A 25717-nucleotide genomic window follows, 5' to 3' on the forward strand; every position below is an offset into this window, starting at 1 on the left:
CGAGCCAGGCCTGCGGGTCGACATCGTTCATCTTGGCGCTGACGATCAGGCTGTAGAGAACGGCAGCGCGCTGTCCGCCGCGATCAGAATCGCAGAACAGCCAGGACTTTCTGCCGAGAGCCATCTCGGGGTCATTCTGCCCATGTTGGGCAGGAGGTCGAGGTCCATTACCGTTGGCACCCGCATTTCGGACGTCGGCTTCGCTGCGAGAACAGCGAAGAGCGCGCCAACGGCCGGATCATTCATCTCGTCGTCGCGCCCGGGCATGTCATTGCCGCTCCGGCCTGGATGATCGATCCCGTGGCTTGCGCGGCGATGGACCTGGGCCCCCCGCGCGTATCGCTTGCCGCGCTGCTTGAGCTGCACAAGCTCTTGATCGAACGCCGTTTCCGGCGAGGCTGTCCGGATGGTTTCACCATCGCGGAGGCGCAACATGAGAACCCTGCCACCCCCGACACGATCTCTCGTGGTCGTTCGCCAACTCAGCTTGCCGCTCGACTCGGAGAAGCTGAACGGGCTGAGTTCAGCGCAACGGACCATAGTGATCGCCCGGCTCGCCAACGTATTGATGGCCGCCGCCGGCGTGGCAACGGAGGAGGAGAGCTGCGATGACGAGCGGTAATCTGATTCCGACTGCCGTCCTCAAGCGCAAGGCCGTCGTCTATGTGCGTCAGTCCACTCAGGCGCAGGTCCAGCTCAACCTTGAGAGCCAGCGTCGGCAATATGAGCTTGTCGACGTCGCGCGGCGCTGGGGATTCCGCAAAGTAGAGGTGATCGACGAGGATCTGGGACGAACCGGAAGCGGGGCTGTGGAGCGTCCCGGTTTCGAGCGCCTGGTCGACGATCTGTGCACCGGCCATGTGGGCGCCGTGCTTTGCCTGGAGGCGTCCCGCCTGTCGCGCAACGGGCCGGACTGGCATCGGCTGCTCGAGTTGTGCGGCGAAGTCGATGCACGCGTGATCGATTTGGACGGAGTCTACGATCCGGGGTTGCCGAACGACCGCCTGCTGCTCGGTATGAAGGGCAGCATCAGCGAGTTCGAGCTCGGCGTGCTGCGTGCCCGCATGTACGAGGCCGCCCGCGCCAAGGCACAGCGCGGAGAACTGCTCATCGCCGTGCCGTTCGGCTATGTCTGGCACCGCGATTACGGTCTCGGGTTCGATCCCGACATGCGCCTGCAGGAGACCATTCGCCTGATATTCGCGCGCTTCCGCGAACTCGGCAGTGCGCGTCAGGTCCTGATCTCGATGATCGACGATGGCGTGCATTTCCCCAGACACTCCGACGGCAAGAAGATGGTGTCCTTCGACTGGGTTCCGATCCGCTACCGCAACGTGATCTCGATCCTGAAGAACCCATTCTACGCCGGCGCCTATGTCTATGGTAAAGAGCGAGAAGCGCACTGAGATCGTCGATGGCCGCGTTCGCAAGAGCTATGGCCATTACAAGCGAAGTCCAGCGTGTGGAGCCTGTCGACGCCGTTCCGGACTTCACGGGCCTCGCCCAGGATCTGAGGCCACCTGGAATGCGCCGGGTGTCGACATGCGCTGTCGTCAGCAACTGCTGCGCGCGCTCATCAAGGACATCGTGGCGGATGTCGATGACGATGCGCGCGACGTGATCTTGACCATCCACTGGCATGGAGGCCAGCACTCGCAGGTACGGGTTCGCAAGCCCAAATCCGGAGAGCATGGCCAGCGTACGCCTGAGGACGCTCTGGCGATCATGCGATCCATGGCAACCCGGTGGTCGGATGCCGAAATCGCTGCCACACTCAACCGCATGGGCATGCAGACCGGTCAGGGAAAGACCTGGACCGCGCGTCGCGTCCAATCGCTGCGCACGGTGCACAAGATCAGCGGCTATCGCTCTTCCGACAAGAATGGCGAGTGGCTCATCATGTCGGAAGTCGACCTGCGCTTGCTCGCCGGGCGGGGTCTCGAAGCGAACCTCGTATCCACGCTCCGCCGCGGCAGGACGGACGTCGCGCAGAAAGTCGGTGACGGCCGTGTAGCCGCCGCCATAGCCGAGGTCCTTCAGTTCGCGGAAAAGCCGGCTGCCGGTGAGCCCGGGATATCGCGTGACCCGTTCGCGAAGATCGGCTGTGAAGGGATCGATCACCGCCTGACGCGGCTTGCGCGGTCCGTAGGCCGGAGCCTCGAGCCCGCGCGCAATGTATTTGCGCACCGTCTTGCGGTCGATCCCGCTCTCCCCGGCGATCGCCGACACCGACAGGCCCTGCCGATGCAAATCCAGTATCATCATCATCTCCCCGATCTTGATCGCCGAAATCCCTCTCCCGACCATCAGGAGAAGCATCATCGATCACGCGCCGCCGGTCTCCCGGAGCGCGCTCCGGAAGACCGGCGACAGCGCTAAACTGGGGAAGATTCAAACGGCACTTCTGGGGAGTATTGAGCCGGCATCGACAGGGCTCTCATCGTGCGGCGCCACTTATAGATCAGGCTGGTCGCGACATCGTACTGACGCGCCACCGCCACTGTGGCCCCGGGCGCGAATGCCGCGGCCAGTATCCGGCACTGATCCTCTTCACGCCAACGCCGCCGCCGCTCCGGCCCGGTCAATAACGTCACATGGCTCATGCTGTGCTGCTAACTACACTCGTAAGGACGACCTTATGAGCGCAGACTCGCTACCGGGCCATGCTCGCGCAAGGCGGCCCTCGCCGGCTTCCGATTACCCACATCGTCGGCGGGCCTATTGCCCCGTATGAATCTGCCGTGATTCTGTCCGTGACGCCGAATCACGGAGGCGTCACGGATGCGAGACAAGAACGGCAGCAGCGAAGCCGCTTGGCAGGAGGAAGAGCTTTCTGCGGCGGCCCTTCCCGACAAGCGTCTGGCCTGTCGGCTGCGACGGTTGCTGGATCAGATGTCAGCTGCGCCGGGCAAGCCAATCCCGGCGGCCTGCGGCGACTGGGCGGCGGCGAAGGCGGCCTACCGCTTCTTTGACAACCCGCGTGTGACCGAACATAGCGTTCTGGCCGGCCATTTCGCCGCGACCGCGGCGCGCATTGCGGCGAGCGAAGGTCCGATCCTTATCCTGCAGGACACGACCGAATTTATCTACAGCCGCGCGCAGCCGGGCAAAATCGGATTCACCAAGACCATCAACGCCGGGCGCTACAAGGCCGGGCAGCCCGACGTGCTGACCTTGTGCGGGGTGCTGATGCATTCGAGCCTGGCCGTCACCCTCACCGGCACACCCCTCGGTCTGACGGCGGCGAAGTTCTGGACACGAACGAAGTTCAAGGGAACGCTCGCGCTCAAGCGGCACATCAATCCCACGCGCGTGCCGATCGAGACGAAGGAGAGCTACCGCTGGCTGGAGAACCTGCGCCAGTCCATCGCGCTCGTTGGCGCAGCCGAGCGCTGCGTGCATGTTGGTGACCGAGAGAGCGACATCTACGAGCTCTATTGCACCGCGCAGGACCTTGGCACCAGCTTCCTCGTGCGGGTGCAGACGAACAGGCTGGCCGAGCGGCCTGCCGATGCTGTCCCGCACGATCCTGCTCATCGCGTCTTCGCCCAACTTGCGGCGGCGCCTTGGGCAGGACGTCATCGCATTACGGTCGATCAGGACGAGACGACCTGCCTGCAGGTGAAGTTCGCCGCCATCAGAACCTTGCCGCCCGTGGGCAAGCAGAAGCGCTACAGTCCCCAGGTTCTGACTTACATCCACGCCCTCGAAGAGGATCCGCCGCCCGGCCGCGAGCCGATCGACTGGAAGCTGGTGACCAACTTGCCGGTCGGCGATCTCTCCGCGGCGGTTGAGAAGCTCGGCTGGTATGCCCTGCGCTGGAAGGCGGAGGTGTTCCATAAGGTCATGAAGTCCGGCTGCCGTGCCGAGGAGGCGAGGCTCGAGACCGCCGAGAGGCTGGCGAAGTTCCTCGCTCTCATCGCGGTGGTCAGCTGGCGCATATTCTTCGTCACAATGTCGGCGCGCGCCAAGCCAGACGCCGCGCCCGACAGCGTTCTCACCTTCGCCGAGATCACTGCGCTCAACCGGATCGACGCGTCCCGAACGCGGCCACGCCTCCAACGGCCCACGCTCGCCGCTTACCTACTGCAAATCGCCATGCTTGGCGGCTATCTCGCCCGCAAACATGATCCGCCTCCCGGCAACATGGTCGTCTGGCGCGGCATGACCCGCTTGCACGACATCGCCTTCGGCATCTCCATTGGATCAAGCCGACGATGTGGGTAATCGGAAGCCTCGCCGGAGGCGTACGTCTGGACTGCTTGGCTCGTCATCTCACTCTTGCATTGGGTGGTCGTTCGGCGGTGCGATTTGCAGGTCGTCCCGGGTTTCCGGTTAGTAATCCGCTTGGCCCTGGGAGACACGGTTCGTGAGGACGAAGATTTTGCGAATGGGCTTAGACGCATTGCTATGCTCTTGGCAGAAAATCCGGAGCCGCCGCGGCAAATTTATCAAGAAATTGCCTAGGCGGCTTCCGATCTTCCTACGAGAACATCTGCCGATGGTGCCGCAAGCACGGCCCTGATTATGCGAACCGTATACGCCGCAAGTCACCGACGAAAGATGATGTCTGGCACCTGGATGAAGTCGTAGTGCGCAAGTCAGAAGTGCTGGTTGCGTGGGAAGCCGTGAGTGCACGGCCTGCTTGAAAAGCGCGGTGTCGGCCTCACGCAGCCATATTTCAAACAACGGGACAACGGCCATTTGCTGCATAAGCTAACTTGCTGCATGCACAAGTTAACCCTGATCATGGATTTTGCTGGAAACGCGGTCACATCCATCTGACGCGACAGGTCACGGCAATGTGGCCGAATGGCAAGCAGGAGCACTATCGCCTCCGACGCTTTGCCGATCTTGCATCCGCGGAGCCCTTCAAGGATCATTTCGGCGGCGTGATGTTCGATCCGAAGCGCGATCGCGAGAATGGTCGGGCACGAGGCGCATGGCACGGAAAGCGGCCCAAATGGAATTACAACACGGCGGCAGCTCCAACCGATGAGCCGTATCTGAACGTCCCTCTCGAAGGATCTCGACGGCACGCAGCTTTCTCCAATGCATTGCGGTAACGCGTATAGAAAGTTTGGCCTTGCGCGCGAGGCCTAAGACTATCGAAAATTCGTTTTGGCTATTGCCGTCGCACAGAAATATCTAATATCCGGCTTGATCGTAGAAAATTCGAGTGGCGGCAGAGCCAGCCCCCAAGGTAACCCCAAAAGGTCAATTTTCCCCGACTACATTATAGGCCTTCAAGATGGAAGGAAATACAAGTGGCTTAAGCGTAATCTTGCGACCAGTCATGGTCTCACGCTCGATGAATATCGGGAGAGATGGGGTTTAGCGAAGGACTATCCCATGGTTGCACCGAATTATTCGGCGGCCCGATCGGCTCTGGCAAAGTCGCCAGGCTTGGGAAGAAAACCTGCTCCGGCTAAGAAAATTGCGGCAAAACGCAAGGCTGAGCGTAATCGCATAGCTTCAACGAGCGATGGTCGGGGATTGGAGGGTTCTGGGCGAACTGGTTCGGCGCCAATTCAAAACTGGATGAATCTGCGGCAACGCCGGGGGAGATAGAGGAAGCTCCCTGTCGACGTTTCCTTCCTGAGAATCCGGTGGCTTTTCGACATTCGCCTTCATGGTGCTGCTCCGCTGCGATCCCTAGTGTAGTATCAAACCGCAAGACGAGAGGACGCGGGCGTGGCCAACCTTGCGATGCCGTCTGGGGAGAGCGGCAACCATCCCGTCTTGTAGGTCGCTGCACTCACGGTCATAAGCGCGCTGCTACCTCAATTTTCTTACCGCTAAATCAATGAATCAATGTGACAGCACCAAATCTGGAACAAAATCGCGTGTGTCGCCGCAGCGTGACAGCCGTCCCCGGCCAGCTATCGCTGCATCAAGCCGCTGATAACTTTACAGCGCCCACGGGCCATGATGCGAAACGCAAGCTGCTCCTCATTCTGCAACAACACCAGCGCCCATCTGAATCCGAAATTCGTAGACCGGCCGTCCGTCTTCAATAAGGGCGATTGCCCCATCATGCGTGAGCTTGATGCCGCAAATGCGCCTAGTGACGCCATATCGATTGATGCAAAGATTGAAGCTTCGACCAATATCTCATGATCGCCTTTAGCGAGCAGAAGCTGCGTGATTGGCGCTCTAATACTTTTCAAACCCGACCATTTTCATGGCCCAGCGGCTGACGCCGCCTTTGTCGTTACGATGGATGAACATCTTTCGGATTGACGTCTCGAGGTTTCTGCGCTCGATCGGGGACAGGAAGGCAATGTCGAGCTGGCGCGTGTGCTTGAACCTCTCGACTACCGCAGCGGTCGAGTTACAGGACGGCAATCTTGCGGCAGTTAGGTGCGTGACATGCAGATCCTCGATGATGTAAAAGCCGCCAGGCTCGACGATAGGAAAAAGCTTTGCTAGAGCAAGCTGCTGATGGTAAGCGGCGTGCGAGGCATCGTCGATGATGATCCTTACGGGCGGCAGTGAGCCCGCAAGGCGTTCCAGGGCTGCCGGATCGCCCATGTCCAGCCGCTCGAAACGAAAACGGTCTATCTTGAAGGCACTGAAATCTGAAATGTCGCAGCCGATGATGTTAGCTTTGGGAAAGAACTCCAACCACATCTTGATCGACGGCATGTCTTCGACCTTACGAGTGGGCAGTTCTTCGGGATCGGCACAGCCGCGCTGCAGTCCAATCTCGACCATCGTGAAAGGTTCGCGCCGGAATTCCTCGAACAGAAACGAGTAAAAGCTGGTGTAGCTATGGGCGTGGTAAACCTCATCGCCCTTGTCAGTTCCGAGCGCATTGGCCAGTTTCGTCAAATTTGGAACGCTCATTGTAAAATCACCTTTTTTGCACCAGCGCCACACGGAACGAATGTTGTCGGCTAGCGCTGTCGTTACGAAGATTCGACGGAGCGAGCCATAGCGCTGACCCCCTTGACCAGGCGACGCGTTCAAGACGCGTGCCAAACGCCCAGTGCTGATTTGTCTTGGCTATCCCGTCTGGCACGTGTCGCGTGCCGGACAGAATGTCGTAACTCCGACATCGGATCGCAGGCGTTCCATCTGGATGTGGTACTTCTTAAGCCTGCAGCCGATCTGGCGCCTCGACGACAGGCCATGTCGAGGAGGAACGGTTGAGGGAAATGATCATGCGCGGCGGCTCGATCGAAAGCGCGCAGGGAAGACTGTGCAGACATCGTGGTCCCTCCTGCAGTTTAAGTGAACTGACCGCTTTCCAGCGGCCGAGCATCTGTTCGGCGATGCGCCAAGGACGGTCATCGTGGAGAAGGCGCATGTGCATTCCGATCGCACGAACCGTCGCCGAGTTGCGCATGGCTGTGGCCGGACGCGTCAGAATGGCCTGAAGGTCGCTGTCGTGCCGACTATGGGTGCCTTGCATGAAGGCCAGCTGAGCTTGGTGTGCGCCACGTTCGATAGGGCCGCGCGGCCGATCTCGCGGCCTACCCGCGCACTGATCATGACGATGCTGCCAAGCTCGCGCCGCTCGGCGCTCATCTGCTCTACGCGTCAAATGCAGCGGACGTCTATCCGGAAGGGTTCGCCACCACGGTGTCGGTGGGTGGGGTGAGCGATGGCCTGTGCGGCGCGTTCCGCCCAGCCATTTCGACGGCGTGGCAACCGTCGTCGTCAAGCTCTTTCTGCAGACGTGCCGATCTCGCTTCTTCGGCGAGAAGGATTTCCAGCAACTGCACGTCGTCCGCCGGCTCGTCCGCGATCTCGACATTCCAATCGAGATCGTCGCCTATCCGACGGTGCGTGAAGCCGACGGCCTGGCGATGTCGTCGCGCAATGTCAGGCTCTCGGCCGAACAGCGCTTAGCAGCGCCCAAGCTCCCCAAAATCCTCTCCACCTCGGCCGAGCGGCTGTCGGCGGCAGCGCCGGTAGACCTTGTGCTTGCCGAGGCCAGGCAAGCGATCCTCGCTGCCGGTTACGACCAGGTCGAGTATCTCGAGCTACGAGCAGACCATGACCTGTCGCCGCTTGGAGAGCATGAGGAACTGTGGGGCGGTTGGTGGCGGAGCCTATCTGAACGGGCCGGAACCGCGCCACAGAAAGTGTCCCGTTTTGCCGCAACGTGACTGCCCCACAGTTCCTCATGCTCCCCTGTAAGTCGTCGTGAGAAGCTTCGCCCTGTGCACGGCTTTCCCGCGCTCTGACTACTACGGAAGCTCCGCCCTTGGTGCCGTCTATCTCCGGCCGTCGCGGCTAGCCCAGTTCCATGCTGGGCAGACAGTCCAAGTTCCCGTGTTCCGATTTCCGACCTTGATGTCCGTAGGCGGTGAGCTTTACCCTAGGCGATGCGGAAGACAGGGCCATGAGAGCCTCCCCCGTCTTGGGCGCTTTTGACGCGCCCCGCAGCGGAGATAGACGAGCCCCACCGCCTCTGATGGATTCTTACCTCCCATGCCATCGCACGATTTGGGGGCGTTACCGGTTGAATCCGAGGCTTCCGGCGCTCGCTTCGTTATCTCGCCATAGACACTGTGGTAGCCCGGCCTGCGGTCGATGGTCCGCACCCGGTACAGTTCAGGCCGATCTGCTTATGACACCCAACCGCGACGCCCGGTCGAGCTTCTCGGCCCCGTTCCGCCGGCGCTCCTGCAGGCGGGGCGGCATTGCAGCCGCCGGTCGAAAATCAGCAAGCTTGAGAGGTGGCTATTCCATGTTCACCTCCCGCGCCGCCACGGCGCACCGTCGAGACCGATATACTGTTCCATGGCTGTCCTCCGTTCGATGCCTGGGCCCGGATCGGAGCCCGTTCTTCATCCTATCGGGGGATAGCCAGCCGGCTAGAGATTCGAACATCGCCGCCACGTCTCAGGTGGCCACCGCTCCCGCGATTACCTCATGTTCGTTCTTCGCCCCCGGCCGGCCAGTTGCTTTATGCGGTCTGCCGGTTGCCTGCCGAATTCCAAGGGCAGGAGCTGATGACGTACTCAATCGCGGAAACAAGCATCTCACCAAGACGCACCGAGGCACGCGAGCGCGCCTGCTCGGGGGGCGCGATCAGCACCAGATCGAAGAGCGGAGCATTCTTCAACGGCCTGACCTCGGCATCAAAGGCGCCCTCGAAATAGTGGGCGGTAAAGGGATCGGCCAGCGCGATGCCCAGTCCCGCCATCGCCAGATGGGCCGCCGTGAGAGAAATGTGGCCGTCGATGCTGCTTTTCTCCTGGATCATACGGGCGAGCAGCGTGTCCTCACATAAGGCAAGCATGTATCCCAAGCCGGGCACGATCAGCGGTGTGTCGCCGCTGTTGGCGATGTCGAACACCTTGCCGGTTTCGCCGAGGCCTGTGTGGTGGGGCGCCCCCAGTGCGACATAGGGCACTCGCCACCGCGCCACGACATTGATGTCGCGCATGTCACTGAGGGGGCTCACCAGGCCGAGGTCGAAACGGCGAGTGCGGACCCAATGAAAGATGCGCTGCGTGCCGCGCAATTCCACACTGATCGAAATGTCGCCAAACGCTTTCTGCCACGCGCTGACCGCTTTCGGTATGACCTGCGAAACGACAGCCGACACGGCTCCGAGCGTGATCTGGGTGCCTTTGTATTCACCGATCTCCTGCGCGGCGCGTTCGATCTCCGTTAGGCCATTGAACGAGCGGTCGACCTCGGCGAACAGCATTCCGGCCTCCGGCGTCGGCGTGACGCCGCGGCCATGACGGATGAAAAGCGGGTAGGAAACGCGGCGTTGCAATACGGCAATCAGTCGCGTGACGTTGGGCTGGGAGGTGTTGAGCATCCGGGCGGCGGCCGACATTGAACCGCTCATCATCACCGCCCGGAAGGCCTCAATTTCACGGAATCCGAGCATCGCCAACCTATATCAAATGATGATATCATACATGCAACTTCATATTAGTCTAGATAGGTGAGATGTGCTTTTCTTGGGCAGTTCCAAGGGAGGACAAGACCATGACTGAAAATTTCCATGCCGCGATCTCACGGCGCCAGTTCGGACGGATGGCGGCGGCGCTGGGCGCCGGTGCTGCGCTGTTGCCGTTTGTCGGCGGCGTTGCTCGCGCGGAACCTAAGAGCGGAGGGCGACTGAGGATCGGCGCCAGCGGGACCAATGCCTCGGAAAGCTGGGACCCCGCCACTTGGGGGGTCAGCGTCATCATGGGCCTTGGCGGCTTCGGCTGCATCTATAACAATCTGGTCGAGATCGGCTCCGATGGCGTGCTCAAGCCGGAGTTGGCCGAAAGCTACGAGGCCGCGCCTGACGCCAAGACCTGGACTTTCAAGCTGCGCTCCGGTGTGACCTTCTCCAACGGCAAGACCCTGACGGCCGATGACGTGGTGGCCTCGATCAATCACCATCGTGGACCGGATTCGAAGTCGTCGGCCAAGCCAATCGTCGACGGCATCGCTAATATCAAGAGCGACGGCTCGAACACGGTCGTCATCGAGCTCAGCAGCGGCAACGCCGACTTCGCCTATCTGCTGAGTGACTATCATCTTGTCGTCGGCCCAGCCGACAATGGGAAGGTCGACTGGAGTGCCCATATCGGCACCGGCGGCTATACGTTGGCCGAATATGACGTCGGCAACCGGCTTCTGCTGAAACGCCGCGATGGCTATTGGAAGCCCAACGCGGCCTGGTTCGACGAAGTCGAGATCATTGGGATCGACGACGTGGCGGCCCGTATGAATGCCGTGCTTACTGGTGAGGTTGACGTCATCAGCAACGCCGATATCGCGACCGTGGGGCGGCTTAAGGCACGCTCGGACGTTGTTGTGGACGAGGTGACCGGCACCCAGCAGTTCACCATGCCAATGTTCACGGACACAGCGCCCTTTAACAACGTCGATGTGCGGTTGGCGCTCAAATATGCGATTGACCGTGACGAGATGGTCCAGAAGATCCTGAATGGGCATGGCAAAGTCGCCAACGATCAGCCGATCGCCCCGGCTAACCGCTACTTCAACGCCGACCTACCGGCGCGAGCTTATGATCCCGACAAGGCCAAATTTCATTTGAAGAAGACGGGGGCCGGCGGCCTTAAGGTCGATTTGCATGCCGCGGACGCGGCGTTCCAGGGCGCGCTGGACACCGCCGTGCTGTTCAGCGAGCAGGCTTCGAAGGCCGGCATCAACGTCAACGTCGTCCGAGAGCCGAACGACGGCTACTGGTCGAATGTCTGGACAAAAAAACCCTTCGTCATGTGCTTCTGGCAGGGCCGCCCGACCGAGGACTGGATGTTCAGCCAAGTCTACGCCGCCGACGCGCCGTGGAACGACACACACTGGAAGAATCCCAAGTTCAACAAGCTGTTGCTGGAAGCACGCAGCGAACTGGACGACGCCAAGCGCAAGCAGATGTATGGCGAAATGCAGAGGCTGGTGTCCGACGACGGCGGTGTCATCATTCCAATGTTTGCCAACTATGTGTTGGTCCGCCGTGCAGAGGTAGCGCACGGCCCAAGCCTGAGTTCCGTATCCGAACTCGACGGAATGAAGTGCGGCGAGCGCTGGTGGTTCGCGTGACGAATAGTGAGGCTAGCCGGATTGTGGCTGGCCCTAACGCCTGATCTTCGACAAAAATTCTGTCGCCAACTGGCCGCAGCTCGAGAGCGGGCGGCAGGTATTTTCCGTGAATGGAGTAATTCATGAACGAGGAACGACGGCTCAACCTTCGCCGTCTGCTGAAGCCGCGGTCCGTCGCCCTTATCGGCGGGCGCGCGCTTGCGCCTTCGGTCGAGATGCTACGGCGCGCCGGCTTCGAGGGCAGGATCGATATCGTCAATCCGTCGCATGCCGAGATCGCTGGAATCGCATGCGTGCCGACTATCGACGACCTGCCGGAAGCGCCGGATGCCGCCTTCCTGAACGTCAACAGGCATCTCACGATCGAAGCCGTTGCGGCGCTGGCGCGGCGGGACACCGGCGGTGCGGTGTGCTTTGCCGCCGGCTTCGGCGAGATGGGGGAAAGCGGCAAGTCGCTGCAGGGTCGGCTTGTCGCCGCCGCCGGCGACTTGGCGATTGTCGGCCCCAATTCCAACGGCCTGCTCAACCGTCTGGACCGGCTGGCGCTGTGGCCCATGAACGACCATGTGCCCTACGCGGTCGAGAGCGGAGCCGCATTCATCTCGCAGTCCGGCGGCATCGCCTATGCGTTCGTGCGCGACCGGCGCCAAGTGCGCGCCGCCGTCGTGGCGTCGACCGGCAATCAGGCGCTGCTGGATGTCGCCGACTGGCTGGCGGTACTGGGCGAGGATCCGCGCATCACAACCATTGGCATCTTCCTGGAAGGGCCGGGCGACGTGGCGGCGCTGTCGGAAGCCGCCAAGGTCACCAGGGCGCGCGGCGTGCCGGTGGTCGTGCTGAAGAGCGGGCGCAGCGCTCTTGGCGCGGAGATGGCGCTCACCCATACCGGCTCGATGGCTGGCGACGACCATCTGTTCGACGCCTTGTGCGACCGGCTCGGCTTCACCCGCGTCCACACGCTGCCGCAGCTTCAGGAGACGCTGAAGGCGATGAACGTTTGGCGCGGCCGCCTGCCGGGCAACCGCATGACGGTGCTGACGGCGAGTGGAGCGTCCCGCGCGTTGTTCGCCGACGCGGCAGCGGACGCTGGATTGGCGCTGCCCGCGCCCTCGGCGGCGATCGCGGCCTCGCTGCGCAAGCAACTGCCCGAGTTCGCGCATGTCTCCAATCCGCTCGACCACAATGCCGCCTACACCGGCATGGTCGGGCTTTCGCTGGAGAACGAGCCAGCGCTCTACGAGTGCTTCCGTACCATGCTGGCGGACGGCTACGACATCGGCGTGATGAACTCCGACAGTGGGGACGGACTCGAATCGCCGAGCCTCAAGGCATGGGTGCGTGCGGCGAGGGACACCGGCATTGCCTCGGCGCTGGTCACCACCATGCCAGACTACATCTCCGAAAATGCCCATCGCATCTGCCGGGAGAACGGCATCGCGGCACTGCACGGGGTGGATGACGGCGTCGCGGCGATTGCGGCGGTGGTCCGGCACAGCCAGCGCGTCGCGGCGGCTGCCGATGGCGATATTGGACTTCCCGAGGCGGTCGCAGCCGACGGCGGGTCGCGGATTATCGACGAATGGGGCTCCAAGGCGGCGATGGAAGTCGCCGGCGTGCCTTTCCCCGACCGGCGCATGGTGGCGCGAGGCGAGGTGGCATCCGCCGCCGCCGCGATCGGTTTCCCAGTGGTGCTGAAGGCGGTATCGCCGCTGCTGCTACACAAGAACAGGATAGGCGCCGTAGCCCTCGGCCTTGCGGACGAGGCGGCCCTAACTGGCGCGCTCGACCGGATGGAGCAGGCGCTTTGCGCCGCAGGCATCAAGCCGGACGGCTTCCTTGTCGAGAAAATGGTTTCGGGGGCGGCGGCCGAGATCATCGTCGGCGTCAAGGCAAGCCGCATCTACGGCCATGCGCTGGTGATCGGCGCCGGCGGCGTCAATGTCGAGCATCTGAAGGATTCGGCGGTTCTGCTTTTGCCGGCGACGCGGGCGATGATCGAAGCGTCGATAGCCGGTCTGCGGACGGCCGCTGGCCTGTCCGAGCAAGCTAGAAAACGGCTGGCCGACATCGCCGAGGCGGTCGCCGCCTATGCGGTGGCCAACCGGCATACGCTCGTTTCGCTGGACATCAATCCGGTGATCGTGACGCGGGAGGGCGATGCGGTCGCCGTCGACGCGCTGATTGAGACGAGGGGGAGGGCATGAGCAACGATTCTATCATCGGCGTGCGCGGCCCGGCTTTCGAGGTGCCGATCGAGCGGGGCGCCATAAGGCAGTTCGCGCGCAGCCTCTATTCGTCGCATCCAGCCTGGATGGAGGCGCGTGACGCGGTCGTGCCGCCGACCTTCCTGGTCATGGCCGGCTATCATTGGGGCTATATCCTCGAGCGGCCGCCGGCGGGATCGGCGCTCGCCGCGATCGACGCGCGCGGCACGACCGATGGCGAGCAGTCCTTCGAGTTCTTCGGCCCGCCCCCGCGGGCCGGCGACAGCTTGGTCGCCTCCACTGAGGTCGTCGACCATTTCTTCAAGCACGGCCGTTCGGGAAAACTGGAATTTTTCGTGGTAAAGACCGATTTCCGCGATGCCAGTGACGGGCGGCTGGTGGCGCGCTGGATGCCGACTTCCATACGCACGGACCGCCATCCGGGGCGTGCCGCCGCCGGGACGGCGCGCGAGCGCCCTTGGCTCCAGCGCGGCGAGGCCCGGCTCGAACTCGACCAAATTCACGCCGCGAAAACGACGCTTGGAATCGGCGACAGCCCTGGCGAAGTTGCCGTTCCGGGCCTGACGTTGACCGAGATGATCCGCTATCAATGCGCGTCCGGCGAAGACTCGCCAGGTCACCATGATACGTTGGCGGCGCGGGCAGAGGGGCTGCCAGAATTTGTCTCCGTCGGCATGCACCATGCCGGCGTGCTCGGCGCCTATGCCGCGCATTGGCTGGGTCCGGAAAATGTCAGGGCCATCAGGGCGCGTTTCCTGTCCACCATATGGCCTGGAGACGTGCTAACCTACGCCGGCCGTGTTCGCGGTTTTGGCGAGCGTGAGGAGGGCCGGACGGTGGAACTCGACCTGGAATGCCTGCGCGATGGCGTGGCGGTGGTGCGGGCCCAGGGGACGTTCATGAGGCCAAAAGGACTATGACGCAAATCACTCGGCTCATCCTGCAGCGGCTGACGCTCGGCTTCGTCACGCTTCTGATCGTCTCGGTCCTGATCTTCTGGTCGGTGGAATTGCTGCCGGGCGACGCCGCGCAGGAAATCCTCGGTCAGTCCGCGACGCCCGAGACGGTGACGGCGCTTCGCCACTATCTCGGCCTCGACCAGCCACCCATGGCCCGCTACGCGCACTGGCTGCAGGGCATAACTCAAGGCGATTTCGGCACGTCCATCACCAGCGGGCGGCCGGTCTTGGAACTGATCGCCGGGCGGCTCGGCAACACGCTGTTCCTCGCCGCCTTCGCGGGCATCATCGCCGTTCCGCTGGCGCTGCTGCTCGGTATCATGGCCGCACTCCTGCGCAATTCGTTCTTCGACAGGGCGGCCGGCATCTTCACGCTGACTGCGATCTCGTTGCCCGAGTTCTTCGTCGCCTATATCCTGACCCTGTTCCTGTCGGTGAATCTCGGCCTGTTTCCGTCGATCTCGAACATCACGCCGAGTACTGACTTGGTCGAACGTGTGTACCGCTCCTTCCTGCCCGCCCTGACGTTGACGCTGGCAATCACGGCGCATATCATGCGCATGACGCGCGCCGCCCTCATCAACCTGTTCAGTCTGCCCTACATCGAAATGGCCCGCCTCAAGGGTGCGTCACAGGGGCGGGTCGTCATGGTGCACGCGCTGCGCAATGCTCTGGCGCCGATCGTCAACGTCGTCGTTCTGAACCTCGCCTATCTCATCACCGGCGTGGTTATCGTTGAGGTCGTGTTCGTCTATCCCGGCGTCGGCCGGCTGCTGGTGGATTCGGTGTCGAAGCGTGACTTGCCGGTGGTGCAGGCCATCTGCCTCATCGTCGCGATCACCTACATCCTGCTCAATCTCTTCGCCGACATCGTATCAATTGTTTCCAATCCTCGCCTGATGCATGCGAAGTGAGGCCGGGATGACGACGCTTACACGCACCTTGAAGGGCATGCCGCCGACAGCGATGTTCGGCGTCGCAATCATCACGATCTCTGTCCTCGTAGCCATATTTGCCCCATTGCTTGCGCCATACAGCGAGCGCGCGGTCGTCGGCGGTCAGTACCTGCAATGGTCAGCCGAGCATTGGCTGGGCACTGACAATCTCGGCCGGGATATGTTGACCCGGCTCATCTTCGGCGCGCGCAACACTCTCGCCATCGCCTTCTTCGCGACGGCGCTGGCCTTCGCGATCGGCACGGTCGCGGGCCTACTGGCGGCCACGCTGGGCGGCATGGTCGACCAGGCTCTGTCGCGGTTCGTCGACATTATCATGGCCGTGCCGGGACTGATCTTCATATTGCTCCTGCTGACGATCTTCGGCACCGGCGTCGGCACGCTGATCGCGGTCATCGCCATCCTCGATTCCACGCGCGTGTTCCGGCTGGCGCGAGCGGTGGCGCTCGGCATCGTGGCGATGGATTTCGTCGAGGCGGCGCGGGTGCGTGGCGAGGGGCTGCTGTGGATCATGCGCCGCGAGATCCTGCCGAACGCGGCGGCGCCGCTGGTGGCGGAGTTCGGCATGCGCTTCTGCTTCGTGTTCCTGACCATCGCCTCGCTCTCTTTCCTCGGCCTCGGCATCCAGCCGCCGCTGGCCGACTGGGGTTCGATGGTGCGGGAAAACGCGACGCTGATCACCTTCGGCGACATCACGCCGCTGCTGCCCGCCGCAGCGATCGCGCTGCTCACGGTCGCCGTCAATTTCGTGGTCGACTGGATTCTCCACAAGGTCAGCGGGATAAAGGACTGAGCGATGTTGACGGATTCATCCAACGCTCCTCTTTTGACGATCCGCGGCCTGCGCATCGAAGGCAAGGCGCAGGACGCCTGGAAGCTGATCGTCAAGGGCGTCGACCTGACGGTCAAGCGCGGCGAGGTGTTCGGCCTGATCGGCGAGTCGGGCGCGGGCAAATCCACCATCGGGCTCGCCGCCATGGGCTTTGCGCGCGACGGCTGCCGCTTTGCCGGTGGCAGTGTTCTGTTCGACGGCATCGAGCTGATCGGCGCGCCGCGCAAGGTGCGACGGGGGCTGCGCTCATCGCGGATCGCCTTTGTGGCCCAATCGGCGGCCGCGAGCTTCAACCCGGCGTTCCGCCTGATCGACCAGCATTGCGAATTTCCCGTCCTGCGCGGCGTGATGACCCGGACCGAGGCGGAAGCCAACGCGATCGAGCTCTACCGGAAGCTTCACTTGCCAAATCCTGACGAGATCGGCTTCCGCTATCCGCACCAGGTCTCAGGCGGACAGTTGCAGCGGGCGATGACGGCCATGGCCATGGCCTGCCGACCCGACCTGATCATCTTCGACGAGCCGACGACCGCGCTCGACGTCACGACCCAGATTGAAGTGCTGTCGGCGATCCGCGACGCGGTGCAATCGCTCGGCACGGCGGCCATCTATGTTAGCCACGACCTTGCCGTGGTGGCACAGATGGCCGACAAAATCATGGTGCTGCGCGATGGTGAAACCGTCGAGGAGGCGCCGACGCGCACTATGCTGTCAAGCCCTCGGCACGACTACACCAAGTCACTTTGGGCGGTGCGCAGCTTCCGAGCGCCGTCGCGGCCCGACGCGGAACCGCCGCCGCTGGTCAGAATTGAATCCGTGGACGCCGCCTATGGAGCGGTAAAAGTGCTGTCTGATGTATCATTCGTGCTGCCAAAGGGGCGAACGGTCGCAGTGGTCGGCGAATCCGGGTCGGGGAAATCCACGCTCGCCAAAGTTCTCATGGGGCTGCTCCCGGCGAAGGCCGGCTGCGTCGAGCTCGCCGGAAAGACGCTGCCGCCCAGCTACCGCGATCGTACAAAGGCCGATCTCAGGCAGGTGCAGATGATCTACCAGATGGCCGACACCGCGCTCAATCCGCGCCAGCGGGTGCGTGAGATCGTTGGACGGCCGATTAGTTTCTATCTCGGGCTAAAAGGCAAGGCGTTGGAGGCGCGCACGCGCCAGCTTTTGCAGGACATGGAGCTCGATCCAGACATCTACATCGATCGTCTGCCGTCGGAACTGTCGGGCGGCCAGAAGCAGCGCGTCGGCATTGCTCGCGCACTCGCCGCCGACCCGCAGCTCGTGATTTGCGACGAGGTGACGAGTTCGCTCGACCAGCTTGTCGCCGAGAGCGTGCTAAAGCTCCTGGTGCGACTGCAGCGCGAACGCGACCTCACCTACATGTTCATCACCCACGACCTCGCGACCGTTCGTGCGATCGCCGATGAGGTAGTGGTCATGAAGGAAAGCAAGGTCGTTGAGAAAGGCCCCAAGGACGAGATGTTCCGGCCGCCGCATCATCCGTACACGGGCTTGCTCTTGTCTTCTGTCCCCGAAATGGACCCAGACTGGCTGACACGGCTGACAGCAAAGAACACGATGGCGGTTAATACGTAAGCCTAGCCCATCTTGTATGATGGCCAGGCACTTATGGATCGGGTTCGACCGATCTGGTGGAGTGTCTTGATAAGATCAAGGCAACTCGCGGAGCGGCATCCCGCGCGCAACTGGTTGAAGAAGCTTTGAGGTTATTCAGCGCTGTAAAGTTATCAGCGGATTGATGCAGCGATAGCTGGCCGGGACGGCTGTCACGCTGCGGCGACACACGCGATTTTGTTCCAGATTTGCATAGCGGCGTTACGCAGATCTCGATCTTGAGCCGATGACAGCGTATTGCGGGGAAAGTGGAACAGCTTGGTAATGGGATCATGGATGGAAACGAACCGCTGAAGCTGGCGTGCCGACTTGAAGGGTTTCATGCCGATTCCGACGAAGCCGCCCCATTGTTCCGATATGATTGCGCCCCCGGATTCCGAGATGAACTCGCCCCCTGGGGCTGAGGCTCTGCTGGCGTTGATTGTTGTCATTTCGTAGGCGTCGCGTGTCAAGCTTTTTGCGGCTGCTTTCGACGCAGGCTTTCGCCCGTCAGATCGATGCGATGAGCGTTGTGAACGAGACGATCCAGGATGGCGTCGGCATAGGTTGGATTCCCAATTACGTCATGCCATGCCGACACGGGCAGCTGGCTGGTGATGATGGTGGAGCGGCGTCCGTAGCGGTCTTCGAGAATTTCGAGGAGATCGTGCCGGGCCTGATCATCGAGGGGCTCCAGGCCCCAGTCATCAAGGATTAGCAACTGAACGCGGGCGAGCGTTCTCTGTAATCGTGCGTATCGACCGTCGCCTCTGGCGAGTGCGAGATTGGCGAACAGGCGCGGGACGCGCTGATAGAGAACCGAGCGATCATCCCGGCAGGCCTTGTGTCCGAGCGCGCAGGCCAACCAACTTTTTCCGACACCCGATGGGCCGCAGATGGCCAGATTGTCGTGGGCGTCGATCCAGTCGCCCGCGACGAGCTTGATGAACAGCGCGCGATCGAGGCCGCGCTCGCCGCCATAATCGACATCCTCAGGCGCCGCCTGATGACGCAGCTTTGCAAAACGCAGACGCGCGGCGAGCTTGCGGTCGTAGCGCGAACTCCATTCCCGGTCGAGAAGCAGCGCCAGCCATTCGGCATGGGAGAGCTGTTCGGCCTCGGCATTGGCGGCTAGTTCGTCGAATGCCTTGGCCATGCCGGACAGGCCCATGGCTTTCAACCGGTCGAGGGTAGGATGTGCAAGCATTTCTTTCTCCTTTTCAGTGGTAGTAGCGGGATCCGCGGATGTTGGGATGAGCGATGGGTTCGCGAGAGGCCGGACGAGCCGATGCCGGCGCCTGGTCGAGATGATTGTCGAGGATCGAGCGGACGGAGCCGTAGGTCCTCGCGCCGATCTCGAGCGCACGGCCGCAAGCGGCATTGACGCGCTGACGGCCAAAACCCTTGACCAGCCGGATGACGCCGAGGCAGGCGCGGGAGCCCTGTTCGGGATGGGGCCGGTCGGCCAGTATTCTCTGGCAAAGCAAGGCCGCGTCCGGACCGATAGCCGAGGCTTCCCGGGTGATCCGCTCGATCGTCCAGTCGGCAAAGCGGCGGTGCGATGAGGGCATATGATCGGGCACTGTCGTATGCCGGCCATTGCCGCTCGAGCGCATGTGGGCCGCGATCCTCTCGCCCTTGCGGAACAGCTCGATGGTGGTCGCCGTGATGCGCGCTTCGACCTGCTCACGCGCGAAGCGCCAGGGAACAGAGTAATAGTGGCGATCGATCTCGACATGATAGTCGAGGCCAGCGCGCCGGATGCGCCATTCGGCAAACACGTAGCGCTCGCTCGGCAACGGCCGCAGGGCCGGACGATCGATCTCCTCGAACAGTTGCCGCCGCGTGCGGCCGACACGGCGCAGCACCCGGCGATCATTCAGATCGGCGAGCAAGTCGCCGATCGCCGCGTTGACCTCGGCCAGGCTGTAAAAGATGCGATGGCGCAGGCGGCCGAGAAGCCAGCGCTCGACAATCCGCACCGCCGCCTCGACCTTTGCCTTGTCGCGCGGCCGCCGCGGCCGGGTCGGTAGAACGCTGCTGCCGTAATGGTCAGCCAGCCCCGCATAGCTGCGGTTGACCTGGGGATCGTAGCGGCAGGCCTTGATCACCGCCACCTTGGCATTGTCGGGGACGAACAGTGCCGGAGCGCCACCGAACGCCTCCAGCGCATGGACATGGCAGCCGATCCAGTCCGCCAGAGTTTCGCTCCAGCGCGCTTCGCCATAGGAAAGGCTCGATGCGCCCAACACCGCCACGAACAGGTGCGCCTGTCGCGTCTTGCCCGTGAGCCGGTCGACGATCACCGTCACCGTGTCACCGGCATAATCGACGAAGAGTTTGTCGCCGGCGGCATGGTTCTGCCGCATCGTCACCGGCAGATTTGCCGCCCAGCCCCGGTAGAGATCGCAGAACCGGCTATAGCGATAGCCGTCCGGGTGACGCTCGATATATTCGTCCCAAAGGACCTGAAGCGTCACATGCTTGCGCTTCAGCTCGCGGTGCACATGGGCCCAGTCCGGCTCCACGCTGCGGCGGTGACCCGTCTTCGTCCCGTTCGCCTTGTAAAGCGCGGCCTCCAGAACCGCGTCGGTGATCTCATCGCCAAGCGGCCAAACCAGCCCGGCGGTCTCCGCGCGACGAAGCGTTTCGCGCACTGTCGAGGGTGCGGCCCCAACCCTGTACGAAATCGCCTTGTGGCCAAGGCCCTCTTCAAATCGATAGCGCAATATCTCGCGGACACGCCGCATGGTCACTCTCTCCGCCGGCATTTCGTTCCTTCCCTCGGTCAACCCAAAAGAAGGAACATTTCACCAGCAGAGCACCCGGCCAAAACGCTGCCACCAGGGGGCGGCATCATCTCGGAATCAGGGGGCGGTCAATTCTCGGAATCAGGGGGCGAGATCATTTCGGAATCGGGGGGCAACTTCCCTCGGAATTTGCATTTCATGGTCCTTTCCCGTCGTCGGGTCGGCTAGTGCGAATTTTCCGCTCGATTATTGAAGCCTTTGTGCGACCGGTGTTCGACGGGCATGAGGTCGCGTCTGGCGGCATCATAGGACCGGAGCTTGTCGGTGATCATGACCCGTGGTGTCTGCCCTTGAGCTTTCAGCAACTTGCGCATCAGACGCTTTGCCGCCTTGGCATTTCGGCGGCATTGCACCAGAACTTCGAGGACGAAGCCGTCCTGATCGACGGCACGCCAGAGCCACTGCTTCTTGCCATTGATGGCCACCACGCATTCGTGAGATGCCATTTGTCGCCCAGGCAGCCGGCTGACCGTCGCTTGATCTCCCGGGCGAAACGCCGTCCGAATTTCTCCGCCCAGCTTCGAATGGTCTGATGCGTGACGATGCCGCGGGCCGCCGGCATGTCCTCAACCATGCGCAGGCTGAGCGGAAAGCGAAAGTAGAGCCATCCCGCGTGCGCAATGATCTCGGCGGGAAAGCGGTGGCGACGATAGAGCGGATCACGGGCAACTTCTGACATGGCCCATGGTACGCACATCTTCATCAGCCGTCGGTTAACTTTACGGTGGCCATCGAGATTGTCGCATACGATGCGCCAGCTGCATGGCCGGGGCTCCCGTGCGCAACAGGCCATCGAGGAAGCTGGCGAAGTCGGCTTCGGTGCGCGTGTTTACGACGAGCCGCCGACCATGCCGGTGACAACGTCGAAGTGGGCGATCAGCGTTTGCGTGCCGTAGCGGACATATTCGAACTTGCATCGCTCGACCTTGCCCGGCTTGATCGGCAAGGAAGGGGGATCCGTTCGAGCGCCTGGATGACTCGCGCGCCAGATCGCTCGCGCTCCAGTGGCTAATCGGAACCGCGCCGTCACAAACGCCGACGCCATCGGCTGCCAGCACGATCATCCGCGCCCGAAGCGCCAGTTGCTGGGGTGTCGAATGACGGAAGCGGTGCGCTCCTCGGCGCTGAGCGTGAGCGGGGCAGAATGGCGCGACATGGCGTGCTCCTCAGGCCTGCGAATCACCCAAAGTGAATCACCAAATGCGCGCCGCCAGAACCCAACGAGTCGTAACTTCAGCCGAGGTGCACTAGGAGCCAACCAACTTTGCAAACATTCCTATCCCCCTCGGAAACTGTCCAGAGTTCCGTTGGAGGTAGGGAGCGTAGAATCCTGCAGAGAGCATCGGATGATCCGGAGGCAAGGTGAAGAAGCCTCCGGCAGATTTTCGGCAATTTGCCGCTGAACAAAGACAGACTGGTACCGCGATACTCTCGCTCTCTGAGGTAGCATAATCCCAGGTCAGTTCGACGTCACGAGAGATTTCCCGAATAGCGATAAAATCATAGGCTCCGAATCGGTTAGGCACGATCGCTAGATTGGGATTACAAGAATGGTTCGAACGGATAGCTGGCTCCTCAAACAGAGCATGAACATTCCAATCCATTTGAATCGTGTATATCGTCCTAACTTCCTCCAAACGGTCGACTAATCCAATCATAACAACCTCGCCGGGCAAGAATTGACGAGCAGAGAAGACGCCATGTCCTCTGTCGCTGCCTGTATCTACGATTTTTGTGTTACGTGCATTGATTATTCTCGCGCATCCAGCATCATCGTCCAATATAGAATATGATTTCTTTTTTTTATTCGGCATAATGCGATCCTTGTTGATTATCCGCAGATTTAGAGCATTTAATGCTCTCGAACGCCTGTCATGTGAATGGCGGCTGGCGGTACCGGTTCGGCAACGAAGGACATTCAAAATTCGTGCCCATTAGGCTGACACGAGCTGAAGCAAGAGGTTTCCTTGCTGTTCAGCTATTTTTCCCGAGGCAGGACATAAAAAGGCTGTGCAACCGGCCGGGCGGACTCGACAGACCAGACAGACCCGACAGAAAATGTCGGTAAGCGCTCAATTTTCTGCGCCTAGGCATTTTCGAGCAGGATCGCAGACATGTGTCCATTATCAATGCAAGAGATGGACGAACCTGGCAGTGGAAAGCTTGCGGTCATCACGATGCTGGGGAACGGCAAGCTCAGTTTGACCCGGTCGCGAGGCCCGTCTGATCGATGCGTGTCTTGAGCCCCGGGGTTTCGGTCGCGGGGCTTGCGCTGGCGCACGGCGTGAATGCGAGCCTGTTGCGCAACTGGATTGCGCTGCGGGCCGAGAGGCCCAGAAAGCGACCCGTCGCGCAGGTGGAAGAGCCGACGGCCTTTATTCCGGTTATCGAGGCCGCTTCGGGATCGGCGTCATCTTCGGGGGCTAGCGCGCGGTCGATCCAGCGTGAGGCGCGCGTCAAGCCTGTCCAGGAGACGACGCGATCGCCGCGTGCTGAGGGCGGCGCTGCCCAATGGGGAAAGCGAAACTAGAGCTCCATCCCGCGTGCGCAATGATCTCGGCGGGAAAGCGGTGGCGACGATAGAGCGGATCACGAGCAACTTCTGACATGGCCCATGTACGCACATCTTCATCAGCCATCGGTTAACTTTACGGTGCCATCGAATCTCCTGCCGCTTGCGGGTTCGATCCTTCACCGCAGCCTCGCGGGCGCGGATCAGGTCACGCATAGCCTCATGAGCAGCGATCTCCCGCTTCCGTATCCGGTGGGTCCAGCCCTCATAGCAAAATCTCAATCGTACACCCGGCGTCCGAGCTTGCGGACGAGGCGGCGTACTGACACACTATCGGAGGATATCTCTCCGACATATCGAACCTCGCCGGTACGCCCGCTCTCGGCCAGAGCAACAGCATGCCAATCCTTCGAAACATCCAATCCTAGAAAACTTCCATGGTTTCGTCCTCTTGGCGTAGGCTCGACGAGCACAACCCTCGTTTCAACACTGCCAGTGTAGGGCGAACCACCTCACAGCCGGCAACCAGAAAGGACATAAGGTCTTATGGTATACCTCGTCTGCCGCCCGATCGTCTCTCGACCTATTCCCGCTGGCTGCGCCTCGTCGCGCAAAGCCTGCTCGACATGGCCGCGATCCGGCAAAACCGCAAACCCCGGTTCTCTACCTGCTCGATGAGTTTGCTCCCTCGGCCAGCTCGCCCCCGCGCCGCACCATGGGCCTCATGGCCGGCCGGCTACGGTGTCCACCTCTGGCCGATCCTGCAGGACGTCCATCGGCTGTGCGCCACCTACGGCCAGAAGGCCGGAACCTTCCTCTCTCGAACGCTGGCGTGCTGCAGGGTTAGCGATGCCCAGGCGGCATGACTTTTCCTCCTTTATTGCGAGGCGCCTGACCTCCGCGGCAGATCAGATGCCCTCGAGACCAATGGGCGAAAGATCACATGATAGTAATGAGGCGTTTTGAACTGTTGCAAATCAATGGGATGTATTGTCGCGACACTTGCCTCTGACAGGCACTGGTAAATCTCTCCCTCTCGGTTGATTTCTTCCAGCTCGAGAGAAATCGATACATTCCTACACACGCTTCTTGCGCTATTCAAAAGTTGAATATCTGCGATTTGCAACCATTCGTAGTGCTCTCCAAAAAGCATTTTCACACTGGTGCCGCTTACATATGGCAGCACAATGGAGAAATATCCATCGTGCAGATGGTGTGCCCGAAGCATGAAGACCTCGAAATCATGTATGTCCCCGACTGAGACGTTCAGAGGCGAAAACCGCACATTCATATCGTCTGGGCCTAGATTAAGTTGAAATCGTCTTTGCACCAGACTGCTGAATGTGAAGTCAAGCCCCAAGCCGCGCGTTTCATATGCGCCCAGCCGATAGGGCGAGGGCAGGCGCCTCACATTCTTCCAAGCACTTTCTAGATGATAGACCGTCTTCTTGCGATCTGGCCCCATAAACTTGTCGTGCTGGAAGTCCTTGAAATATTCCAACTCCGCTTCAACAGGCATGTAGGCATTACGGAATAGAGCTGCGTGGGCGGACCGCTGCAAAATAGAATACTCGTGCGTCATGCCAGATTCGGTAAAAAACGTCCTCGCATCATCGATGAACCGCAAGCACTCAGCTTGAACATTGGCAACTTTCTCATACTGCTTCTCACTAAGCTTGATTTCTTTCATAATAGGCTTGCCGTCGAAATCATAGTCCACCACCGCTCCTTCCTTGACAGTACAGCATTGTTCGAATAATGTGTAATTTGCCCATTGCGATGTAATAAGTGCTTTGCTGTTCGACGCCCGGTAAGGTTCGTCTGAGCAGAAAACGTACCGACCAAGTATGTCGATGTTCAATTCGTCTTTGAACGTACGAGCTAAATGGTCCTGCGTTCTGCCGTTATAGCCTGTGTCTGCCAATATAATGGTATCGCCTTCTTCCAACTCCAATTCCTTCGATATATAGCGCATCAAGCGGGCACGCAAAGAAAAGGAGTTCTTGAGGATCAACTCCAACACATCGTCGTCGTGCAGCAACTGATGGAACGCCGTTTTTGGATCGCCAGATTGATGGGCGGCTCGTATTAGCAATTCTGTCACTTCAGGCGGAAGCAAAAGCTGTTTTGCAATGGCATGAAGAGTGTCGAATTCGGGCTCGATCCCGCTGATATAATAATCGATATCAGCGCGGGTTTTGAATGAGGCAGCAATAGCATGGAATTTGCGGAGTCGTACCAGCTTGCCGACGGGCTTGCGGGCATAGGCTTCAC

18 protein-coding genes and 7 pseudogenes are annotated in these 25717 nt (G+C 61.1%); 13 read left to right on the forward strand and 12 right to left on the reverse strand.

Annotated elements, in window-relative coordinates; translation table 11 throughout:
• Nucleotides 1–433: 433 nt before the first annotated feature.
• Together NKH60_RS31285 and NKH60_RS31290 are read left to right on the forward strand one after the other, a co-directional pair.
• The gene (locus NKH60_RS31285; RefSeq protein WP_352458677.1) at nt 434–622 is read left to right on the forward strand and encodes a hypothetical protein; all 189 of its coding nucleotides are present in this window, start codon (nt 434–436) and stop codon (nt 620–622) included.
• Nucleotides 609–1908 (forward strand): annotated as a pseudogene (locus tag NKH60_RS31290) (recombinase family protein); the annotation flags it as partial. The gene NKH60_RS31285 and the pseudogene NKH60_RS31290, both read left to right, overlap by 14 nt.
• Here the strand turns inward: NKH60_RS31290 and NKH60_RS31295 are convergent.
• Nucleotides 1894–2307: pseudogene (locus tag NKH60_RS31295) on the reverse strand (helix-turn-helix domain-containing protein); the annotation flags it as partial. The pseudogenes NKH60_RS31290 and NKH60_RS31295 overlap by 15 nt on opposite strands.
• A gap of 68 nt (nt 2308–2375) precedes the next feature.
• Nucleotides 2376–2603: a transposase gene (locus tag NKH60_RS31300; RefSeq protein WP_352874626.1), complete on the reverse strand. Its 228-nt coding sequence runs from the start codon at nt 2601–2603 to the stop codon at nt 2376–2378.
• Between the two features lie 178 nt (nt 2604–2781).
• Between NKH60_RS31300 and NKH60_RS31305 the strand changes: the two genes are divergently transcribed.
• The 3 genes from NKH60_RS31305 (at nt 2782) to NKH60_RS35240 (ending at nt 5571) form a co-directional block, all read left to right on the forward strand.
• A complete protein-coding gene (locus NKH60_RS31305; RefSeq protein ID WP_352874627.1) occupies nt 2782–4227 on the forward strand; it encodes an IS4 family transposase in 1446 nt (481 codons plus the stop codon).
• Nucleotides 4228–4721: 494 nt separating this feature from the next.
• On the forward strand, nt 4722–5066 hold the full coding sequence (locus NKH60_RS31310) for a hypothetical protein (protein WP_352874628.1): 345 nt from the start codon (nt 4722–4724) through the stop codon (nt 5064–5066).
• A gap of 94 nt (nt 5067–5160) precedes the next feature.
• Nucleotides 5161–5571: a Ros/MucR family transcriptional regulator gene (locus NKH60_RS35240; protein WP_502907800.1), complete on the forward strand. Its 411-nt coding sequence runs from the start codon at nt 5161–5163 to the stop codon at nt 5569–5571.
• Between the two features lie 585 nt (nt 5572–6156).
• On the opposite strand, the gene NKH60_RS31320 is transcribed toward NKH60_RS35240, so the two are convergent.
• Entirely contained in the window at nt 6157–6849 is a 693-nt protein-coding gene (locus NKH60_RS31320; protein WP_352874629.1) for a hypothetical protein, read from the reverse strand.
• A 247-nt stretch (nt 6850–7096) separates the two neighbouring features.
• Nucleotides 7097–7351, reverse strand: a complete 255-nt coding sequence (locus NKH60_RS31325; protein ID WP_352874645.1) for a flavin reductase family protein — start codon at nt 7349–7351, stop codon at nt 7097–7099.
• On the opposite strand from NKH60_RS31325, the pseudogene NKH60_RS31330 reads away from it, so the two are divergent.
• Nucleotides 7311–8021 (forward strand): annotated as a pseudogene (locus NKH60_RS31330) (4-phosphopantoate--beta-alanine ligase); the annotation flags it as partial. The gene NKH60_RS31325 and the pseudogene NKH60_RS31330 overlap by 41 nt on opposite strands.
• An 899-nt stretch (nt 8022–8920) precedes the next feature.
• Here NKH60_RS31330 and NKH60_RS31335 read toward each other — a convergent pair.
• Nucleotides 8921–9859 (reverse strand): LysR family transcriptional regulator, encoded by a 939-nt coding sequence (locus NKH60_RS31335; protein WP_352874643.1) that lies wholly within the window; start codon nt 9857–9859, stop codon nt 8921–8923.
• A 101-nt stretch (nt 9860–9960) separates the two neighbouring features.
• Here NKH60_RS31335 and NKH60_RS31340 point away from each other — a divergent pair, with 101 nt between their 5' ends.
• The 6 genes from NKH60_RS31340 to NKH60_RS31365 all read left to right on the forward strand — a co-directional run bounded on the left by NKH60_RS31340 (nt 9961) and on the right by NKH60_RS31365 (nt 18103).
• Nucleotides 9961–11532 carry an ABC transporter substrate-binding protein gene (locus NKH60_RS31340; protein WP_352874630.1) on the forward strand — a complete coding sequence of 524 codons (1572 nt, stop codon included), beginning with the start codon at nt 9961–9963 and terminating at the stop codon, nt 11530–11532.
• Nucleotides 11533–11654: 122 nt separating this feature from the next.
• Nucleotides 11655–13736: an acetate--CoA ligase family protein gene (locus tag NKH60_RS31345; protein ID WP_352874631.1), complete on the forward strand. Its 2082-nt coding sequence runs from the start codon at nt 11655–11657 to the stop codon at nt 13734–13736.
• Nucleotides 13733–14677 carry a MaoC family dehydratase gene (locus NKH60_RS31350; RefSeq protein ID WP_352874632.1) on the forward strand — a complete coding sequence of 315 codons (945 nt, stop codon included), beginning with the start codon at nt 13733–13735 and terminating at the stop codon, nt 14675–14677. Before NKH60_RS31345 ends, NKH60_RS31350 begins: the two co-directional genes overlap by 4 nt.
• Nucleotides 14674–15630, forward strand: a complete 957-nt coding sequence (locus NKH60_RS31355; RefSeq protein ID WP_352874633.1) for an ABC transporter permease — start codon at nt 14674–14676, stop codon at nt 15628–15630. Before NKH60_RS31350 ends, NKH60_RS31355 begins: the two co-directional genes overlap by 4 nt.
• 7 nt (nt 15631–15637) lie before the next feature.
• The gene (locus NKH60_RS31360) at nt 15638–16465 is read left to right on the forward strand and encodes an ABC transporter permease (protein ID WP_352874635.1); all 828 of its coding nucleotides are present in this window, start codon (nt 15638–15640) and stop codon (nt 16463–16465) included.
• A gap of 3 nt (nt 16466–16468) precedes the next feature.
• Nucleotides 16469–18103: an ABC transporter ATP-binding protein gene (locus NKH60_RS31365; protein WP_352874636.1), complete on the forward strand. Its 1635-nt coding sequence runs from the start codon at nt 16469–16471 to the stop codon at nt 18101–18103.
• A gap of 191 nt (nt 18104–18294) precedes the next feature.
• Here the strand turns inward: NKH60_RS31365 and NKH60_RS31375 are convergent.
• From NKH60_RS31375 to NKH60_RS31400, 6 genes and pseudogenes are all read right to left on the reverse strand, one after another.
• Nucleotides 18295–18465, reverse strand: a pseudogene (locus tag NKH60_RS31375) (IS6 family transposase); the annotation flags it as partial.
• Nucleotides 18466–18590: 125 nt separating this feature from the next.
• Nucleotides 18591–19328: an IS21-like element helper ATPase IstB gene (gene istB, locus NKH60_RS31380; protein WP_352874638.1), complete on the reverse strand. Its 738-nt coding sequence runs from the start codon at nt 19326–19328 to the stop codon at nt 18591–18593.
• A 13-nt stretch (nt 19329–19341) separates the two neighbouring features.
• On the reverse strand, nt 19342–20871 hold the full coding sequence (gene istA, locus NKH60_RS31385; RefSeq protein WP_352874644.1) for an IS21 family transposase: 1530 nt from the start codon (nt 20869–20871) through the stop codon (nt 19342–19344).
• Nucleotides 20872–21098: 227 nt separating this feature from the next.
• Nucleotides 21099–21610, reverse strand: a pseudogene (locus NKH60_RS31390) (IS6 family transposase); the annotation flags it as partial.
• Between the two features lie 568 nt (nt 21611–22178).
• Nucleotides 22179–22745, reverse strand: a complete 567-nt coding sequence (locus NKH60_RS31395; RefSeq protein ID WP_352874639.1) for an SET domain-containing protein-lysine N-methyltransferase — start codon at nt 22743–22745, stop codon at nt 22179–22181.
• Nucleotides 22746–23432: 687 nt separating this feature from the next.
• A pseudogene (locus NKH60_RS31400) lies at nt 23433–23540 on the reverse strand (IS6 family transposase); the annotation flags it as partial.
• Between the two features lie 463 nt (nt 23541–24003).
• Between NKH60_RS31400 and NKH60_RS31405 the strand changes: the two are divergent.
• Nucleotides 24004–24284: pseudogene (locus tag NKH60_RS31405) on the forward strand (TraM recognition domain-containing protein); the annotation flags it as partial.
• A gap of 36 nt (nt 24285–24320) precedes the next feature.
• Here the strand turns inward: NKH60_RS31405 and NKH60_RS31410 are convergent.
• The coding region (locus NKH60_RS31410) for a hypothetical protein (RefSeq protein ID WP_352874641.1) at nt 24321–25717 on the reverse strand (1397 nt) is incomplete at its 5' end.

It is taken from the genome of Mesorhizobium sp. M1006 (genome assembly GCF_040318825.1).
In the GTDB taxonomy this organism is placed as follows: domain Bacteria; phylum Pseudomonadota; class Alphaproteobacteria; order Rhizobiales; family Rhizobiaceae; genus Mesorhizobium.

What these genes read in the sequence shown, in the direction of transcription:
- NKH60_RS31285 (WP_352458677.1), top strand. Translation starts at nt 434, where the DNA reads ATGAGAACCCTGCCACCCCCGACACGATCTCTCGTGGTCGTTCGCCAA.
- NKH60_RS31300 (WP_352874626.1), bottom strand. Translation starts at nt 2,603, where the DNA reads ATGAGCCATGTGACGTTATTGACCGGGCCGGAGCGGCGGCGGCGTTGG.
- NKH60_RS31305 (WP_352874627.1), top strand. Translation starts at nt 2,782, where the DNA reads ATGCGAGACAAGAACGGCAGCAGCGAAGCCGCTTGGCAGGAGGAAGAG.
- NKH60_RS31320 (WP_352874629.1), bottom strand. Translation starts at nt 6,849, where the DNA reads ATGAGCGTTCCAAATTTGACGAAACTGGCCAATGCGCTCGGAACTGAC.
- NKH60_RS31325 (WP_352874645.1), bottom strand. Translation starts at nt 7,351, where the DNA reads ATGCGCAACTCGGCGACGGTTCGTGCGATCGGAATGCACATGCGCCTT.
- NKH60_RS31335 (WP_352874643.1), bottom strand. Translation starts at nt 9,859, where the DNA reads ATGCTCGGATTCCGTGAAATTGAGGCCTTCCGGGCGGTGATGATGAGC.
- NKH60_RS31340 (WP_352874630.1), top strand. Translation starts at nt 9,961, where the DNA reads ATGACTGAAAATTTCCATGCCGCGATCTCACGGCGCCAGTTCGGACGG.
- NKH60_RS31345 (WP_352874631.1), top strand. Translation starts at nt 11,655, where the DNA reads ATGAACGAGGAACGACGGCTCAACCTTCGCCGTCTGCTGAAGCCGCGG.
- NKH60_RS31350 (WP_352874632.1), top strand. Translation starts at nt 13,733, where the DNA reads ATGAGCAACGATTCTATCATCGGCGTGCGCGGCCCGGCTTTCGAGGTG.
- NKH60_RS31355 (WP_352874633.1), top strand. Translation starts at nt 14,674, where the DNA reads ATGACGCAAATCACTCGGCTCATCCTGCAGCGGCTGACGCTCGGCTTC.
- NKH60_RS31360 (WP_352874635.1), top strand. Translation starts at nt 15,638, where the DNA reads ATGACGACGCTTACACGCACCTTGAAGGGCATGCCGCCGACAGCGATG.
- NKH60_RS31365 (WP_352874636.1), top strand. Translation starts at nt 16,469, where the DNA reads ATGTTGACGGATTCATCCAACGCTCCTCTTTTGACGATCCGCGGCCTG.
- istB (WP_352874638.1), bottom strand. Translation starts at nt 19,328, where the DNA reads ATGCTTGCACATCCTACCCTCGACCGGTTGAAAGCCATGGGCCTGTCC.
- istA (WP_352874644.1), bottom strand. Translation starts at nt 20,871, where the DNA reads ATGCGGCGTGTCCGCGAGATATTGCGCTATCGATTTGAAGAGGGCCTT.
- NKH60_RS31395 (WP_352874639.1), bottom strand. Translation starts at nt 22,745, where the DNA reads ATGCCGAATAAAAAAAAGAAATCATATTCTATATTGGACGATGATGCT.